Raw genomic sequence first — 17,395 nt, forward strand, 5'->3', positions numbered from 1 at the left:
GTATTTATAAATTAATTATTATCCTCTTTTTCTTTCTGTTGCTCTTTTAGCTCTGCTGATTCAAGATTTCTTGCAGACGAAAGTGCACTTGCAATTAAACCTGTTGGTATTGTAATTATTCCCAGACCTATTAATAGAATAAAGAAAGTAAAAACTCTACCACCCAAAGTTATCGGATACACATCTCCGTAACCAACCGTGGTTAGAGTTATTATAGACCACCATAAACTATGAAAAATAGAAGCAAAAGCTTTAGGTTGTGCTTCATTTTCGAAATAATAAATACCTGCAGCAGAAAGGAAGATAAAAACACCCGTTAGTATAAAAAATAAAGTAAGTTCTGGACGGATAATTCTCAAAGCAATTGCAAACCTTTCTAATGCATCACTATATTTAGATATTTTTAACGCACTTATAATTCTAAAAATTCTTAATGCTCTAATAGCCCTTAAATCGAATTGTTTTGCAAACAAAAAGGGTAAAATAGCTAGTAGATCTATAATTCCAAAAAAACTAAAAATATACTTTAATCTATGTTTCGTAATATAAATTCTCCCAAAATATTCAATCGTAAAAACCACATAACAAACGTTATTTATAATGTTAAGTGTTTTGGTCCAGAGTGGAGATAAATTAGGAAGCGTTCCTAAACAATAGACTAATATTGATAAAAAAATTAAAACCTGAATGGATATATCAAAGATTCTTCCATATCTCGTATCAGTCTCTTCTATAATAATTCTTATTCTTTCTTTTGTAGAATCATTTAGATTGTTAACAACATCAGCAGTTTTTTTAACAAATTTGGGTTTTTCAAACTTCATAGAAATCGCATCAAATGCAGTTGCAAATCTATATGAAAATTAAAGGTTTAACCCTTTTTATTATATTTAAAATATTTTAAGCTAATTTTTAACTTTTAAGTAACTTTACAAATAACTCTCTACCTTTTCTATTTCCATAAGAATTATAACAAGACTCCATTTTATCTATCTTCAAATATTTTTTAAACGAAGAAACATATGCTGTTTTATTTCCACCAAAAGGAGGTTTATCTGTATTTAAAGGCACATTAAACAGCAAACCAACTAGTTTTCCTTTAGGCTTTAACAAGTAATTCATTTTAACAATATAATCTTCTCTTAAATTTGGGTCTAGTGCACAGAAAAAAGTTTGTTCAATAATTAAATCGAAAGAGTCTTCAATATCAAAAAAATTACCAATAATTAATTGTGAAGCAGGTAAGTTAGGATTTCTCTTTTGGAGGTTATCTATGGCTATTTTAGATAAATCTACCACAAAAACATTTTTAAATCCGCTTCTAAACAAATACTCGGCTTCATAAGAATTCCCTCCACCAGGAATCAATATTTTGATTTCTTTATTTTCTAATTGATCAAAATATTCCTTTAAAGGCGGCGATACTTCACCCAAATCCCAACCAATATCATTATTTAAATATCTAGTATTCCAAGCATTTGAAGATAAATCCATTTACATAAAAATTTATACCAACAAAAATACACCTAATTTTCATTCAAAAACCGAAAAGAAACTTCTTCAATTCATTTACAACTCTCAAAAAAAATAACCTTTAATTTTAGTTATCTTAAAGTTCTGTTAAAAGCAAAATACTTTACTTAATTAATTAAACCTTTGCATCTAGAAATAGTCATACTACTTTTATCAACAACTTTAACAAATTCAAATGAAGAGATTTTTAATTCTATTTAGCTTTTTTTTAACTTCTATTATTTATTCCCAAACAAAAGACTTTCAAATAACAGGTAACATAAAATCTGCAGATGAGAAAGAATTATTAGAATCTGCAACGGTACATGTAGAAAGATTAAAAGACAGTAGTATTGTAGCCTACACAATTACAGATGCAAAAGGTAATTTTAAAATAGCTGCTAATACTTCAGATTCAAAAATAAAATTAGTAGTTTCTTTTATTGGTTTTAAACCTTATTTTAAAACAATAGAAGTAAAAAACCAAAACGTTGGTACTTTATATTTAAAATCTGCAAATACATTAGACGCCATAGTTATTAGGTCTTCTGCACCAATTACTATTAAAAAAGACACGGTAGAATTTAATGTAAAATCTTTTAAAACAAAAGCAGATGCGAATGTAGAAGATTTGCTTAAAAAATTACCTGGTGTGGAAGTAGATGCAGAAGGTAAAATTACTGTAAACGGAAAAGAAGTAAACAAAATTCTAGTGAATGGAAAACCTTTCTTTGGAAATGACCCTACAATTACAACAAGGAATTTAACAAAAGAAATTATCGAGAAAATTCAAATTACAGACACTAAAACCAATGCACAAGCTTTTTCTGGTGAAGACTCTGACGGTGAAAATAAAACCATTAATCTTACTATAAAAAAAGAAAATAATAAAGGTTATTTTGGTAAAGTTGCTGCAGGAATTGGTACAGATGATAGGTATGAATACGCAGGTTTGGCAACTCGTTTTCAACAAAGCGAAAGAATAGGTTTGCTTGCTGGAGGAAATAATATAAACTCACCAGGTTTTAGTTTTGGAAATCAAAGATCTCAATTTGGTGGTAATAATAGAAGTTTTGGTGGCGGACAAGGTATTGTTACCTCTAACAATTATGGTGTAAACTATATTAATTCTTTCAATAAAATATTTGAAGTATCAGGAGATTACTTTTACAAAAACAGTGAGTCTGAAAATACTTCTTCTAGCAGCAGAGAAACTTTTTTATCTAATGGAGAAAGTTTTTTTAGAAACTCTAGAAGCAACTCATTAAACGAAAGTGATAGCCATGATGCAAGTATCGATTTTGAAATTGAAATAGATAGTACGTTTAGAATAGATATAGAATCTGACTTTAATAGAGATTTAAATACAAATACATACAATAGTGATTCTGAAAGTTTAAATAATGACAAAATACTTACAAATGATTCTAAGACAAACTCTGTTGCAGATTCTGATAGAAAACAATTTGATAATGAAATAAATTTTTCTAAAAAGTTTGGAAACAAAGGTGCTTTTATTAGAGCAGAAATTACAGCAAACCTTAGAAAGAGTGAAACGGAAGATTTTGTGAAGTCTGAAACAAATATTTACGGTACAAATCCAGATCAAATTATAAGAGATCAATATTCTGATGGAAACTCTGATAGAAAAGAGTTTGGAAGTGAGCTTACTTACCGTTTTCCAATATTAGCTAATAAATTATTTTTTGACGTTGCTTACGAGTATGGTAATACAAAAACAAAAACAACACGTAACACATTCGATTTTAATCAAAGCACAAATGACTACACAGATTTCAGTAATTTATTAAGTACAGATTTTGAATATTTAAATAAAACAAAAAGACCAAGTGCAGAACTTGAGTTTAGAAATAGTAAATGGTCTGCTTCTGCTGAAATTGCGCATGTAAGTAGAACCTTAGAAAATAAAGATTTTTTAAGACCAGAAACAAACCTTGTAAGAGATTTTAATAATTTAGAATATGGTTTTGGAGTAAGATTTAGAAAAAGCAGAAGCAGTAGCTTTAGAGTTAGATATAACTTTAGAAACGGAACACCAGACCTATCTCAATTACAACCTTTTAGAGACGAATCTAACCCGCTAAACATTGTTACAGGTAATCCTACTTTAACACCTTCTAAAACACATAATATCCGTTTTGGTGCATCTAATTTCAACTGGCAACAAAGAACTGGTTTTTGGTCTTTTGCAAACCTGTCTTTTACAAATGATAGAGTTGTTGCAAGCACTGTTATAGACCCAAATTCATTAATTAGAGAAACAACCTATGCAAACGTAGATGGTTTTTACAGTTTTAGGGCTGGTGGAAGTTATAGTACTACAAAAAAATGGGAAGATTTCGGAAGTTTAAAAACTGAGTTTAGAGTTTTTGGTAACTATAATAAAAACATCAATTTTAATAATGGTATTAAATATTCTAGTAAAACGGCAACTATTTCTCCAAGAATTGGTTTCGATTTTAATTGGGATAAAATTTTGCAGATTAGACCAGAATATTCTATTTCATTTAACAATAACACATATGATATTGAGCGTTTTGAAAACAAAAACTTTATAAGTCATGACGTAACTATTCAAACAGCTACATTTCTTCCAAAGAAATTAGAATGGAGAAATGATATAAATTACAATTACAACCCTAATATTGCAGATGGTTTTCAAAAAAGTGCTTGGTTTTGGAACACTTCTTTACGTTATTCTATCTTAAAAGACCAAGGAGCAATTAGTATAAAAGTGTATGATATTTTAAACCAAAACACAAATGCAAGAAGAGTTGCTACAGAAGACTACATTCAAGATTCTTCTAGTACGGTTTTAAACCAATATGCAATGTTATCTTTTACTTGGAAGTTTAATAGCTTAGGAAGTGCTGGTAAAAAATTTGAACCGAGTAGTAGAATGAGACATAGAGGATAGAATCCAGAAATATAAAGGGTGATAAAATATTTTATCACCCTTTTTTTATGCTTATTTTTTAAATAATAATTGCGTTGTTCTTTTAACAAGATGAACAAGAATCTCTTTCTTTTTTAACCCCCAATTTCACTAAAATGGTTTCTAACAAACACCATTTTGTAAATACAGATTGAATTAAATTTACACCTATAAAAATGGTAAACCACATCCAATTTTGATGTACATAATAAGTGAGTACAACACTTAATAATACCATTACTCCTACAATAACTCTAAAATACTTGTTTAACATTTTAACTGTTTTTTATTTATATTTCTTCTTTTCAATCATATAATAAACCAAAGGCACAACTAATAAAGTTAACACGGTAGAAACAATGGTTCCACCCATTAATGAAATAGCCAATCCTTGAAAAATTGGATCAAATAATATCACAAAGGCTCCAATAACAACCGTTCCTGCTGTTAATAAAATAGGAGTAGTTCTTACGGCTCCAGCTTCAATACAAGCTTGTTTTAAAGGAATTCCTTCCTCAGTTCTTAAGTTGATAAAATCGATTAATAAAACTGAATTCCGAACCATAATTCCTGCCAGCGCTATCATTCCGATAAATGACGTTGCTGTAAAAAATGCGCCCATAATCCAGTGTCCTAAAATAATTCCGATTAATGATAACGGAATTGCAACCATCATTACAATAGGTGCTTTAAAGTTTTGAAACCAGCCAACAATTAAGATATAAATTAAGATAATTGCTCCTAAAAATGCGATTCCTAAATCTCTAAAAACTTCTAAAGTAATTTGCCATTCTCCATCCCATTTTACCGTATAATTATCTTCAAAATCTGGTTGTCCCAAATACATTTCGTTTAACTCGTAACCTTTTGGTAACGGAATTTCTTTCAACTTTTCTTCCATTCCTAAAATTGCGTATGCAGGACTTTCTAATTCCCCAGCCATATCTGCCAGCACATACACAACACGTTTTTGGTTTTTACGATAAATACTTTTCGCAGCAATGGTTTCTTTAATTTCCACTAAATCCGCAATTGGAACTTGATTTCCTTGTTTAGAAGTTACTTTTAGTTGAGAAATATCTGAAATGGTAGATTTTTCTTTTTCATCTAAAGTCAACACCAACCCAACTTGATTCACAGCGGTTTCATCATACAAAGTTGTAATAGGTCTGTTAGACAAAGCCATATTCATGGTATATGCAATTTGCTGCGGAGCAACTCCATACAACATTGCTTTTTCTTTATTAATTTCGAATTGATATTCAATTTGATCGTCTTCTACCATCCAATCGATATCCACAACATCAGCTGTATTTTTTAAGATATTTTGAATACTATTCGCAATTTTAATTTGCTCTTCATAATTAGGTCCATAAACCTCAGCTACAATTGTAGATAATACTGGTGGTCCTGGCGGAACTTCAACTAACTTTACATTCGCATTATATTTTGCTGCAATTCGCTGTATTTCTGGTCGTAATAATTTTGCAATTCCATGACTCTGAATTGTTCGTTCTCCTTTATCAATCAAGTTTACTTGAATATCTGCCATATTAGATCCGCCACGCAAATCGTAATGACGTACCAAACCGTTAAAAGTAATCGGTGCAGAAGTACCAACATAATTCTGATAATTAACAACTTCTGGTCTTGTAGACAAATACTGTGCAATTTCTTGGGTTACAACCCCCGTTCTTTCTAAAGTGGTGCCTTCTGGCATATCTATTACAACCTGAAACTCATTTTTATTATCAAAAGGTAACATTTTAACAGCTACAGAATTGGTAAAAAACAATACCATTGTTGCCATTAATACAACGAATGTTCCCCCTAAAAACAACCACCTTTTCGATTTATTTTCTAATAATGGTCTTTCAAATTTGTTATAAATTTTATAAATAAAACTTTCTTCTAAAGGTTTTTCTACTTTCTCTATGTCTCCTTTTTTATCTTTTTCTCTTAAGAAAATATACCCTAAATAAGGTGTAATTGTTAAGGCAACAAATAAGGATAAAATCATTGCTATGGAAGCTCCAATTGGCATTGGTGCCATATAAGGCCCCATTAAACCAGACACAAAAGCCATTGGTAAAACAGAAGCAATCACTGTAAAAGTTGCTAAAATTGTAGGGTTCCCAACTTCATTAATTGCATATAAAGCAGCTTGTTTAAACGGCAAGCGTTTCATCTTAAAATGCCTATGCATATTTTCTGCAATAATTATGGAATCATCTACCACAATACCGGTAACAAATACCAACGCAAACAACGTAATTCTGTTTAGCGTATAATCCATCATATAATAACTCAACAATGTTAAAGCAAACGTAATTGGTACTGATAAAAACACTACCAAACCACCACGCCAACCCATTGCCAGCATCACAACCAATGTTACTGCAAAGATAGAACCGATAAGATGCCATAATAATTCCGACACTTTATTAGAAGCGGATTCCCCGTAATTCCTAGTCACTTCTACATGCACATCATCCGGAATTAAAGTACTTCTTAAATGGTCTACTTTGGTTAAAATAACTTCAGCAATTTTCATGGCATCTGCGCCTTTTCTTTTGGCAACAGAAATTGTTACTGCAGGGTATTCAGATTTGTAAGTAGTAGATTTTTCACTCCCTTTTCCAAAACCTAAAGACACATAATTCAGCGGAACCTCTGGTCCATCAACAATATTGGCAATTTGTTTTAAATAAATAGGTCTGTTCTGTTGTACACCAACCACTAAATTTTCTACGTCCTTTGTAGATGTTAAAAACTTTCCGGTAGTCACTAAAAATTCCGTATCATTTTTATCAAAACTACCTGAATTTAATTGTGTGTTATTGGCTTTTATCATTTTAGAAACCGACAAAAAATCTAGCCCACTTGCAGCCAGTTTATCTTTATCTAAAACCACACGTAATTGACGATTTCTTCCGCCTATTTTATGCGTAACAGAAACATCATTTACCTTTTTAATTTCATTTTCTAATTCTTGCGCCATTTGACCTAATTGATAATCGCTGTAGTTTTCACTCCACAATGTCAATCCCAACATCGGCACATCATCAATAGCACGCGTTTTAACCAACGGAAACGTAACACCTGCAGGCATTTGATCCATGTGTTTGTTAATTTCATTGTATAATTTCACAAAAGAACGCTCAATATCTTCGCCCACATAAAACTGCACAATTACCATTGCTTTTTCATTCATAGAAGTAGAATACACATACTCTACACCCTTAATATTCGAAATTAATTTCTCTAAAGGTTTTACAACTCTCGTTTCTATTTCTTTAGGACTCGCTCCTGGATACCCCACAAAAATATCTGCCATTGGCACATCTATTTGTGGCTCCTCTTCCCTCGGAATTAAAAACGAAGCGTACACACCAACCACCATAAAAACGATCATTAGCAACACAGTCAGTTTCGATCCAATAAAGACTTTTGCAATTTTTCCAGCTAAACCTTCTTTCATTTTATTCTATTTTTTGGGCGTTTTAACAGGCTATTCGTTGCAATCTTTTTTTGCCATATATGGCAGCAAAAAAAGGATTTACACTACTATCCTTAACGCGACAATTCTTATTCTTAACTAAATTTGTTATTTTATTTTACTGTCAACTGAGACTGTAAACTGAATACTCTTTTTATTGAACACGAACTTTAGCTCCGTTAAACAACTTTCCATCCGCAGAAACAATGTAAGATTCATCAGCATTTAAACCAGATAAAACCTCCACTTCATCTCCATACGCTCTTCCTAAACGCAACCAACGCAATAGCGCTGTATTAGTTTGACTTACTGTATAAACACCAGATAATTGTCCGTTTTTAACAATTGCATCTGCAGGAATTAAAACCAACTCAGACTTTGCTTTTCTCTCTACCGGAAACTGAACCGTAGCAAACATACCAGATAAAATAGCTGCATCCGTTTTCTCTAAATTGACTTTCACTAAATACTGTCCTCCCGTGTTTTTAGCAGAAGTACTTACTTCTATTACTTTTCCTTTGATGGTTTTTTCTAAAGATTTTACTAAAACACTTACAGTAGTTCCTTTCTTAATTTGTGAAATCTCCGTTTCTGGCACCATTGCAAGTACTTCAAACTCCTTAGGCGTTTCTAAACTAATTAATGGTATTCCTGGGTTTGCCATATCTCCACTATCAATATTTTTACGCGTAACTACACCAGAAAAAGGAGCCGTAATATTAGAATATGCCAATTGTGCATTAATTTCATTCTTCTTTTGATTTGCAGCTTCTAAACCCGCTTTTGCCATTTGGTAATTAGCCCTCATGTCGTCCATTTCTTTTTGAGTAACACTTGCACTCGCAAATAAACTTTTAAAACGATTGTAATTTTTTTCAGCATTTGCAAAGGCAGTTTTAGCCTGTGTTATTCCTGCGTTTGCTTGTCCTTTTTGGGCTTGTAAATCTGTATTATTAATAGAAATTAATAATTGTCCTTTTCTAACCTTATCGCCAACATTTACGTGTACATTCTTTACATAACCCATTACTCTTGTACTTAAATCTGCACTGTTAGTTGCTTGTATTTTTCCACTTACAGACAAAAAAGGGTTGCTGTTATTTACTGTAACTTTACTAGTTGTAATTTTAATTACAGGTGTAGTATCTACTGTTACTTTCTTTTCTTCACTTCCACAACTCGTCATGAATACTGATGCTGTAATTAGTACTAATAAGAATAAATATTTTTTCATTTGTTTAATTTTTATAGGTCGCGACTGCGCTAGACCTGACAAGTTTTTTAAAGTTTATTTTTTTACTGAAAACAGCAACTCTCAACTGCAAAGTATTTCCAACCAGAAATACACAAACAACTGTCTTGATTCTTGGTTCTTAATTCTTGTTTCTCTTTTATTCTTTTGTTAAAAACTCTAAATACGTTTGTGTGTAATTATATTGATAAATTGTTTGGTAATATTCCAATTGCTTTTGTGCAAACTGGGTTTCCGCCATTAATAAATCTGACGTTTTTTCTAATCCTTCTTTAAATCTATTTTTTCTAATTCTTAAAGATTCTTCAGATTGCTGTACTGCCAAATCGGTTAATTCTAAGCTATTTTTGGCAGCTACTAATTGACGTTTTACTTTGTTCAATTCTAAATTACTTTTAGACACATATTGGTTGTATTCTAACTTTGATTTTTCGAATTCGGCTTTACTTTTCTGAGCTTTACCAAAACGTTTAGATCCTTGAAAAAGATCCCAACTTAATTGTGCCCCAATTAAATAGCCAGTTGCACTTCCTTTAAAAATTTTATTATCATATATTTCATAACTTCCAAAGGCATTTAAACGAGGTAAAAAAGCCATTCTAGCCGCTTTATTCATTGCTTCATATCCTTTAGAAGCTAATTGCATCGCTTTTATATCAGCTCTGTTCTCAGAAATAGTTTTGTTAATAACATTAAAATTAGAAACTGTTAAACTTTCCGTTGGTTGATACACAACATCACTTTCATCATTCATTAAAAATGATAGATAATTAGAGGAATTTTTAACATTACTTTTTGCAGTTTGCAACTGATTTTTAACTTCTATAACACGTATCTCTACATTTAAAACATCTGCTCGTTGTAAAATTCCTTGTTTAAAACTATTAGTTGCCATTTTATTATTTGAATTTGCAGCCTCTAACGCTTTTTCTAAAACAAAAACGGCTTTATATGCTAACTGCAACTGCATGTACGCTTTTCCAACTTCAAAAACCAAATAATCTTGTGTACGCTCTGTTTTTAAAGACATTGCTTCCGTTTTAGATTTTGCTGCTTTTCTTTGATAAAAGCCGTCTAAATTTATTAATGGTTGCTGGATTTCAATTTTTGTTGCAAAATTTTGAGTTTTGGTTGGATCATTTAGCAAAGCAGGATTGAAATCGTTCTGGGTTAAAATTTCCTGATTTAATTTAGACCCAAAAGACATTAAAGGGTTCGTAGTTGAAATACCTGTATAACTTACTGCAATGTTTGGTAAAAACACCGCATTTGTTTGTCTGTAATCTGCTTTTGAAGCATTAAATTCTTCCTGAGAAATTTTAATAGCTGAATTGCTGCCTGCAACTTTAGTTAAGATTTCTGCTTTTGAAATTGGTTTTATTTCTTGTGCTTGTAGAAACAATATTCCGACAAAGAAAAAAAGTATTGATATTTTGTTTTTCATAAATCTATGCTATTAACTAGCACAAAAATACATGTAGAATAAATGTTTGTCTGTAACCTATGTTACACGAAAAAAAAGAAGAGTGTTTTAATAGAAGACAACAATTGTTAATTTTAAGAGTATAAAAAACAGCTAATTCGTTCCTTTTTTATTCATTTTCTGACTAATTTTTTTTATAATAATGAGTACAAAAACACCTCCTAAGAATGAAACAATACAGTTAATACTAAATAATAAACCATTAAATGTTCCATTTTGCACTATCGATTGCGGATTAAAACCCAATCGCCCAAAGGACTTTATTAAAAAGACACTACCAAAAACGCCCGAAATTGTATTTCCTACAATTCCAAATGAGTACTTTTTAAAAATAAAACCAGCGCTAATTGCTCCAATTATCCCTATAAAAATACTAATTAAAGAAATTAATGTTTCTGTCATAATAGTAATTATACACTAATGTCCATAATCCATTTTATCGACTTTACCCCCCATTAATCTTTTTTGAATAATCATATATACAAAAAGAAGAATAAACCCAATAACACCCCAAGTTAAAGCAACAGATAATCCATATTCAGAAGACGCAGTATTGTAGATTGTTAAATCTTCATTAACATTATTAATTGATGGTAATATAACCGGAAAAAGTGAAGCTAAAGAAGATGTAATTCCTCCTAAAATTAATAGTGTAGACAACACAAAAGCATAACTATCTTTTTTTATTCTTTTAATAAAAAACAACCCTACTAAACCTGTAAAATAAATAATGGGAAATACTAGTAAATACGGTTTGTGTACAAAATTATCTAAAGAATTAGGATTCACAATTTGCCATACAAATAAAGAAAATACAGTTAGTACTGCCAATGCAATATTCAACTTAAAAATAACTCCTTTCAATTTTAAATTGATAGATGAATTTGTTTTTAAAATAACCCAATTAGCACCATGAATAGCTAAAGTTACAACAGAAATTAAACCAATTATAATTGTAAACCAATCGATAACTCCAGGATGCTCTGTTAAAGGACTAAAACTACTGTTCCATAATGGCAAGAAAAAATAATGTCCTTCGTAAACAGAAATTCCATTTTCTACGCCGCCTAAATTTACACCTCTAACAATATTTCCTAAAGCAATTCCAAAAAACAAAGCTAATAGTAAACTAGAAACTCCAAAGGATTTGTCCCAAATATCTTTCCACATCTGATACTTAAATTGACTTCTAAATTCTAGCCCAATTGCTCTAAAAATAATTAACCACAAAACAATGATAAGCGGTAAATAGAATCCGCTAAAAACAGATGCATAAAATGTTGGAAAAGCCATAAAAAGCATTCCCCCAGCAGCAACCAACCAAACCTCATTAGAGTCCCAAAATAAACCTGCAGATTTTGCAATTACCTCTTTGTCTTTTTCCTTTTTCGCAAAAAATAAATGAATAATTCCTGTTCCGAAATCATAGCCATCTAAAATAAAAAATACAGCTAAAACAACAGCTATTATAATGTACCAAAATATTTCCATAGTTTAATGTTTTTGAAGTTTTGGACCTTCGTTAATAGTTTTACCAACTAAGACTAAAAATAATAACCCTAGTAACATATATAAAGCTACAAAACCAAGCAACGTAAATAAAGTATTACCAGATGAAACTGTAGGCGAAACACCATCACTTGTTTTTAATAAACCATACACCAAATACGGTTGCCTTCCTAATTCTGCTGTATACCAGCCAGTAATATTTGCGATATAAGGAAACGGAACTAAAAACATAATAAACCAAAGTAATGGTTTAAAAGTGTACAATTTTCTTCGCCATAATAAGAAAATTGCTAATACCATAACACCTATAAATATGGTTCCTAAACCAACCATTATATGATACGAATAATACAAAGCAGGTATATTGTCTGGCAACTCTTCTTCTTTAAACTGATCCATCCCTGGAATTTGTTTGTTCCAATCTTGGTGTGTTAGAAAACTTAAGATATTAGGAACTGCAATTTTATTATCTAGTTTTTTCTCTACCATGTTTGGTTGCCCAATCAAGACAATTTCTGCCCCTGCTTCTTCGGTTTCAAAAATCCCTTCCATAGCTGCAAATGCTGCTGGTTGGTATTTTGCTACATTTTTAGCATTCCAATCTCCTGTAGGAAAAGCGACTAAGAGGCTAGAAATTAATCCGAAAATAACACCTGTTTTTAAAAATAGTTTTCCATATTCTACTTGTTTGTTTCTTAGAATGTAAAAAGCACCAATACCTGCTACCACAAAAGAAGACGTGACTACAGAAGCCATTTGATTGTGTAAAAAAGCAGGCAACAACCAAGGGTTTGTAAATAATGCTGAAAAATTCTCTAATACAAATTTACCATTGTCTAAAATTTCATACCCTACAGGATGTTGCATCCAAGCATTGGTAGCTAAGATAAACCAACCACTTGCCCAAGAACCTAAAAACACTAAAAAACCTGTTAAGAAATGTAATTTTTGTCCCATTAATTTTTCACCAAAAATAAAGAGTGCTAAAAAGGAGGATTCTAAAAAGAAAGAGAACATACCTTCCATGGCTAAAGTCTGACCGATAATGCCACCAGTTAATTCAGAAAACTTTGCCCAGTTGGTGCCAAATTGAAATTCCATCGGAATTCCTGTAACAACACCCATTGTAAAATTAATAGCAAAAATTTTCATTAGAAACTTTGCAGCATTGTTATACTTTTCATTATTATTTCTTAAATATTTCCATTTAAAAAAGACAATCAATAATGATAGTCCCATGGTTAATTGTGGAAATATATAGTGAAATGTGATAGTAAATGCAAATTGCAGCCTATCGTAAAAGATCATGTCTTCCATAGCCTTGTTTTAGACTATAAAAATACGAAGTATGAATGGAAAACCATGTAACTTATATTACAAAAATAAAACACTTTTTTTTATCAAAATTTTACAAGAATAATGCAAGAACACTCAACTTAAAAGCTCTTTCTATTTTGTATAAATGAGATTGTTTTTTTTGTTAATGATAAATACTTTTCATTCTATTTAAGGCTACGTATAATTGGTTTTTTAGTATGCTCTTTATTTTATTATTGCTTGAAAATTTCTGATTGACTTCTAACTCAATTCCTATATAATTTTCAGGAAATTGTTTGCGTAAATACGTGGTAAATCCGTCTGATTTCCCTAAATACGGATAATTAAATCTTACGTTTAAGTTGCTGTCTTCTTGTAAAACTTCCTTTTTAAATTGGATACAAAACGAACTTTCATTTTTTCTGGTTGAATCATAAAGTAAACCAAGATCACAATGTCTTTCAGAAGCTTTTAAAACAGGCGTAAACGAGTGAACAGAGATATGTACAACTTTTTTATTAGCAGCAATATATTTTTTAATTGAATTTTCTATAGTATCTCTATATTCAGAATAATAACCCGTTATTAATGCTTCTTTCTCATTTTCTGAAAGCAATTTTGAGAACTCTGAAAATAGATTCTTATGATGTAACGATCTATTTAACTCTATTAACAAACGACTTATTTCACTATAATGGGAAAAACTTGAAAGTGGTTGCAAATGATTAAAAACATCTAAAGCACCTAAATCTAAACCACGATGCGTATTTAAAACAGCATTATGATTTTTAAAATAAGTACGGTATATATTTGGAATAGTATTCCCCCCATGTTCGCAGGTTAATACAAGTTTCACGTTGTAAACAACTTATTTTCAGTTAAACAATCTGCCAATTCCATGTATACTTCTCTAATGTTTATGTCTGATAAATCATCATCTAATCTCTTTAAAATCCTGGTTGCTAAAGTACCTTTATCTAAAATAATTTCAATGGCTTTGTGATGCGATGTATCTATGTTCGATTTTACTAAACCATATAAATGTCTCCATACATTTTGAATGGTTGTTTCTTTCGTTAAACCAAATAAATGTAAATAATCAATATTTGTTATTATAGACTCTTCAGCATTTAGAATAGCATCATTTAGAATAGCAAATAAAGGCTCTCTAGTCCAGTTTTTCTGATCTTTTAAGGATGCTAATTTTTCAACTACGAATAGTTTTAAAACTTCAATAATTAAAACACAAATAGCAATATCTGCTTTTGGTGCTTCTTGAATATCTACCAATCTAATTTCTATGGCATTTCTATCGAACCGAGCAATAGCACCACGAGAATTTAAAAAATGATGATCTAAAATATTTTTGGTATCAAAAGGTTTAATCGCTTTTTTAATTGGTTCAAAAATGGTGGCATAATAATCTGCTTTAGAAAAAACAGCTTCAGGAATTACTAGACCAGTCATTTCTGGTATTTCCTTTTGGTTTATTTTGTAATATTCTAATCTGGCGTCTTTAAAGCCTGTATTTTTTCCTTCTAAAACTGGAGAACTTGCACACAAACCAGGAATTAAAGGTAAAAGAACACGAATAGCTGCATGTAATTGCTCAAATTCTTTATCATCAAAAAAGGGTAAATTTATATGGGTACTTTGCACATTGCCCCAACCATGCCCTTTACAATTAAAAATACGATTATAAAGCTCGTAAACCTCACTATAACTATGTTTCCAAAGTGCTGTATCTGCTAACGGATTCATTAAAGGGTGCGCTGCTGTTGGTAATAATTGGGCATCCATTTGTTTTAAAAGCGTATTTATTTCTAATACGTTTTTATGAAACTTGTCTGACAATGTATTCAAATTTTTGGTTGGTCCGTTTGTTTTTAATTCGATAACATGTGCCACTAATTCGTTACTCCAAGCAATGTCTCCATTGGAAACATCTGACGTTAATTTGCCATTTTTCTTTGTTAAAAGTGCATCTACTATTGGTGCAACTTTAAAGGTGGAATTATGGATTAACATATACTCAAGTTCAATTCCGTAAACTTCGAATAAATGATATTTTTTACCCATTTTAATCTAATCTAGTTTTAAATGCTGAAAGAATTTCTGTATAAATTGCATCTCCATAATGCAAGTCTTCTACACCAAAATCTATATTCGGGTTGTCGTTAATTTCAATAACCATTGGTTTGTTATTTACTACTTTAATATCAATACCATATAAACCTTTACCCATTAATTTAGCCGATTTTAAAGCCATACTTAGTACTTTTTTCGGTACTTTTTCAATAGGTAAACAATCTGCATCTCCGTCTTGGTCGTTTTTCTTTTTAGCGTTCCAATTATATATTTGCCAGTGTCCTTTTGCCATATAATATTTACATGCAAAAAAAGGCTTGTCATCTAAAATTCCTATGCGCCAATCATAATCTGAAGGGCAAAATTCTTGGGCAATAATAAGATCAGATTCTTTAAGCATATCTGTAACCAAAGTGTTGTATTCGGCTTCGGTTTTTGCTTTTTTTACACCAAAAGAAAATGTAGAATCTGGTGCTTTTAAAACACATGGTAAACCAACATCTTGTAACACCGAATTACGGTTTTCCTTATGAACAATAATGGTTTTTGGCGTTGCTATATTTGCATTATTTAAAGCTTCTGCCATATATACTTTATTACAACATTTTAAAATAGCATCCGGATAGTCAATAATAGCAATCCCTTCTTGTTGTGCTTTTCTTGCAAAAGCATACGCTTCGTTGTTCACCTCTGTACTTTGACGAATAAATAACGCATCGAAAGAAGTTAAACGACTTAAATCTTTAGGTTCAATAATTTCTGCATAAATGTTCATTTTTTCAGCAATATCTATAAACCTTTTTAAGGCTTTAGCATTACTTGGTGGTGCAGGATCTTTGGGATTTACCAAAATAGCTAAATCAAAGTCAGACTTTGTAAGTTTTGGAGTATCGTACCGTTTTTTTGAAAAATATTGGTTTGCAAATTCGTACACACTTTCTATGTGTTCTGCAGGAATTTCTGATTCTGAAATTGCTTTAATACTTTGTATGTTCCATTTTGTAGCATGATTAAATTTAATACGTAAAAATGGGACTTGAAAATGCTTGTAAAACAAGGCACTTAACTCCTTATATTTTTGAGCAACATTTTGTCCAAAATAAATACTTAACGTAAATTCTTGAGACTTAATATTTTTTAAACTTTGTTGAATGATATCGTCAAACTCATCAGAAACAATTCTTACTAGTTTTAACGTTTTTAAATCTACAATGTTTTTTACAGTTGGTATTGCTAAATGCCCTCTGGCTTCTGCTAAAAGCGAAACATAATAACCTTTAGATTGGTAAGAATAATCTTTACAAAGATTAAATATTCTAGCCTTTTTAAGTAGTGAAAATTGTGGATTTGTAAGATACTCTTGCGAGGAAATTACAGTAATATTCTCAATCGAAAAATTCCATTTTTCTGGTTGATTGACAACAATGTATTTGTTCATTTTAAAAGCATGATAGCTAACTTAATTTTATGTAAAATTATACTATTTTTTAATATGTTTAACATTGAGTGAAAATTATTTTTGAACCCTAAAAAACAACTCTTTACCTTGATTCTATTTTATAAAAAATATAAAAACATCCCATTTTATATATAGAGAAATAAGATTCGAAAGAAGAAAGATATCCTTTTTTATCTTCACTAAAATAGAGGTGATTTTTGCATCAAAAACCAACTTAAATTCAATTGCATATTTATAAAATAAAGAATGTTTTCCTCAAGGCATTACATCTTCAATAACTCTTAATTTTAAGTCTTTATTTCAAAAAAAATATTAAAGAT

General features: G+C 30.6%; 13 protein-coding genes. 1 reads left to right on the forward strand and 12 read right to left on the reverse strand.

The window, feature by feature from the left end; genetic code table 11:
* Nucleotides 1–11 precede the first annotated feature (11 nt).
* Both CW731_RS09580 and CW731_RS09585 read right to left on the reverse strand, forming a co-directional pair.
* Nucleotides 12–824 (reverse strand): ion transporter, encoded by an 813-nt coding sequence (locus tag CW731_RS09580; protein ID WP_100946517.1) that lies wholly within the window; start codon nucleotides 822–824, stop codon nucleotides 12–14.
* Between the two features lie 88 nt (nucleotides 825–912).
* Nucleotides 913–1,494 carry a methyltransferase domain-containing protein gene (locus CW731_RS09585; protein ID WP_100946518.1) on the reverse strand — a complete coding sequence of 194 codons (582 nt, stop codon included), beginning with the start codon at nucleotides 1,492–1,494 and terminating at the stop codon, nucleotides 913–915.
* A gap of 214 nt (nucleotides 1,495–1,708) precedes the next feature.
* On the opposite strand from CW731_RS09585, the gene CW731_RS09590 reads away from it, so the two are divergent.
* Nucleotides 1,709–4,450: an outer membrane beta-barrel protein gene (locus CW731_RS09590; RefSeq protein ID WP_100946519.1), complete on the forward strand. Its 2,742-nt coding sequence runs from the start codon at nucleotides 1,709–1,711 to the stop codon at nucleotides 4,448–4,450.
* A gap of 82 nt (nucleotides 4,451–4,532) precedes the next feature.
* Here CW731_RS09590 and CW731_RS09595 read toward each other — a convergent pair whose 3' ends face one another.
* The 10 genes from CW731_RS09595 to CW731_RS09640 all read right to left on the reverse strand — a co-directional run bounded on the left by CW731_RS09595 (nucleotide 4,533) and on the right by CW731_RS09640 (nucleotide 17,054).
* Entirely contained in the window at nucleotides 4,533–4,742 is a 210-nt protein-coding gene (locus tag CW731_RS09595; protein ID WP_100946520.1) for a DUF2892 domain-containing protein, read from the reverse strand.
* 12 nt (nucleotides 4,743–4,754) lie between these two features.
* Complete coding sequence (locus CW731_RS09600; protein ID WP_100946521.1) at nucleotides 4,755–7,949, reverse strand: efflux RND transporter permease subunit; 3,195 nt, start codon at nucleotides 7,947–7,949, stop codon at nucleotides 4,755–4,757.
* 172 nt (nucleotides 7,950–8,121) lie between these two features.
* Nucleotides 8,122–9,201, reverse strand: a complete 1,080-nt coding sequence (locus tag CW731_RS09605; protein ID WP_100947671.1) for an efflux RND transporter periplasmic adaptor subunit — start codon at nucleotides 9,199–9,201, stop codon at nucleotides 8,122–8,124.
* Between the two features lie 157 nt (nucleotides 9,202–9,358).
* On the reverse strand, nucleotides 9,359–10,663 hold the full coding sequence (locus tag CW731_RS09610) for a TolC family protein (RefSeq protein ID WP_100946522.1): 1,305 nt from the start codon (nucleotides 10,661–10,663) through the stop codon (nucleotides 9,359–9,361).
* A 132-nt stretch (nucleotides 10,664–10,795) separates the two neighbouring features.
* The gene (locus tag CW731_RS09615; RefSeq protein ID WP_100946523.1) at nucleotides 10,796–11,104 is read right to left on the reverse strand and encodes a hypothetical protein; all 309 of its coding nucleotides are present in this window, start codon (nucleotides 11,102–11,104) and stop codon (nucleotides 10,796–10,798) included.
* Nucleotides 11,105–11,119: 15 nt separating this feature from the next.
* On the reverse strand, nucleotides 11,120–12,193 hold the full coding sequence (gene cydB, locus CW731_RS09620; protein ID WP_100946524.1) for a cytochrome d ubiquinol oxidase subunit II: 1,074 nt from the start codon (nucleotides 12,191–12,193) through the stop codon (nucleotides 11,120–11,122).
* Nucleotides 12,194–12,196: 3 nt separating this feature from the next.
* The gene (locus CW731_RS09625; RefSeq protein WP_100946525.1) at nucleotides 12,197–13,528 is read right to left on the reverse strand and encodes a cytochrome ubiquinol oxidase subunit I; all 1,332 of its coding nucleotides are present in this window, start codon (nucleotides 13,526–13,528) and stop codon (nucleotides 12,197–12,199) included.
* 163 nt (nucleotides 13,529–13,691) lie between these two features.
* Nucleotides 13,692–14,384 (reverse strand): N-formylglutamate amidohydrolase, encoded by a 693-nt coding sequence (locus tag CW731_RS09630; RefSeq protein WP_100946526.1) that lies wholly within the window; start codon nucleotides 14,382–14,384, stop codon nucleotides 13,692–13,694.
* The gene (locus CW731_RS09635) at nucleotides 14,381–15,607 is read right to left on the reverse strand and encodes a glutamate-cysteine ligase family protein (RefSeq protein ID WP_100946527.1); all 1,227 of its coding nucleotides are present in this window, start codon (nucleotides 15,605–15,607) and stop codon (nucleotides 14,381–14,383) included. Before CW731_RS09635 ends, CW731_RS09630 begins: the two co-directional genes overlap by 4 nt.
* A gap of 1 nt (nucleotide 15,608) precedes the next feature.
* Nucleotides 15,609–17,054 carry a RimK family protein gene (locus tag CW731_RS09640; protein WP_100946528.1) on the reverse strand — a complete coding sequence of 482 codons (1,446 nt, stop codon included), beginning with the start codon at nucleotides 17,052–17,054 and terminating at the stop codon, nucleotides 15,609–15,611.
* Between the last annotated feature and the right edge of the window lie 341 nt (nucleotides 17,055–17,395).

The organism is Polaribacter sp. ALD11, from assembly GCF_002831685.1.
Lineage (GTDB): Bacteria > Bacteroidota > Bacteroidia > Flavobacteriales > Flavobacteriaceae > Polaribacter.

What these genes read in the sequence shown, in the direction of transcription:
- CW731_RS09580 (WP_100946517.1), bottom strand. Translation starts at nt 824, where the DNA reads ATGAAGTTTGAAAAACCCAAATTTGTTAAAAAAACTGCTGATGTTGTT.
- CW731_RS09640 (WP_100946528.1), bottom strand. Translation starts at nt 17,054, where the DNA reads ATGAACAAATACATTGTTGTCAATCAACCAGAAAAATGGAATTTTTCG.
- CW731_RS09600 (WP_100946521.1), bottom strand. Translation starts at nt 7,949, where the DNA reads ATGAAAGAAGGTTTAGCTGGAAAAATTGCAAAAGTCTTTATTGGATCG.
- CW731_RS09595 (WP_100946520.1), bottom strand. Translation starts at nt 4,742, where the DNA reads ATGTTAAACAAGTATTTTAGAGTTATTGTAGGAGTAATGGTATTATTA.
- cydB (WP_100946524.1), bottom strand. Translation starts at nt 12,193, where the DNA reads ATGGAAATATTTTGGTACATTATAATAGCTGTTGTTTTAGCTGTATTT.
- CW731_RS09635 (WP_100946527.1), bottom strand. Translation starts at nt 15,607, where the DNA reads ATGGGTAAAAAATATCATTTATTCGAAGTTTACGGAATTGAACTTGAG.
- CW731_RS09585 (WP_100946518.1), bottom strand. Translation starts at nt 1,494, where the DNA reads ATGGATTTATCTTCAAATGCTTGGAATACTAGATATTTAAATAATGAT.
- CW731_RS09625 (WP_100946525.1), bottom strand. Translation starts at nt 13,528, where the DNA reads ATGGAAGACATGATCTTTTACGATAGGCTGCAATTTGCATTTACTATC.
- CW731_RS09615 (WP_100946523.1), bottom strand. Translation starts at nt 11,104, where the DNA reads ATGACAGAAACATTAATTTCTTTAATTAGTATTTTTATAGGGATAATT.
- CW731_RS09605 (WP_100947671.1), bottom strand. Translation starts at nt 9,201, where the DNA reads ATGAAAAAATATTTATTCTTATTAGTACTAATTACAGCATCAGTATTC.
- CW731_RS09610 (WP_100946522.1), bottom strand. Translation starts at nt 10,663, where the DNA reads ATGAAAAACAAAATATCAATACTTTTTTTCTTTGTCGGAATATTGTTT.
- CW731_RS09590 (WP_100946519.1), top strand. Translation starts at nt 1,709, where the DNA reads ATGAAGAGATTTTTAATTCTATTTAGCTTTTTTTTAACTTCTATTATT.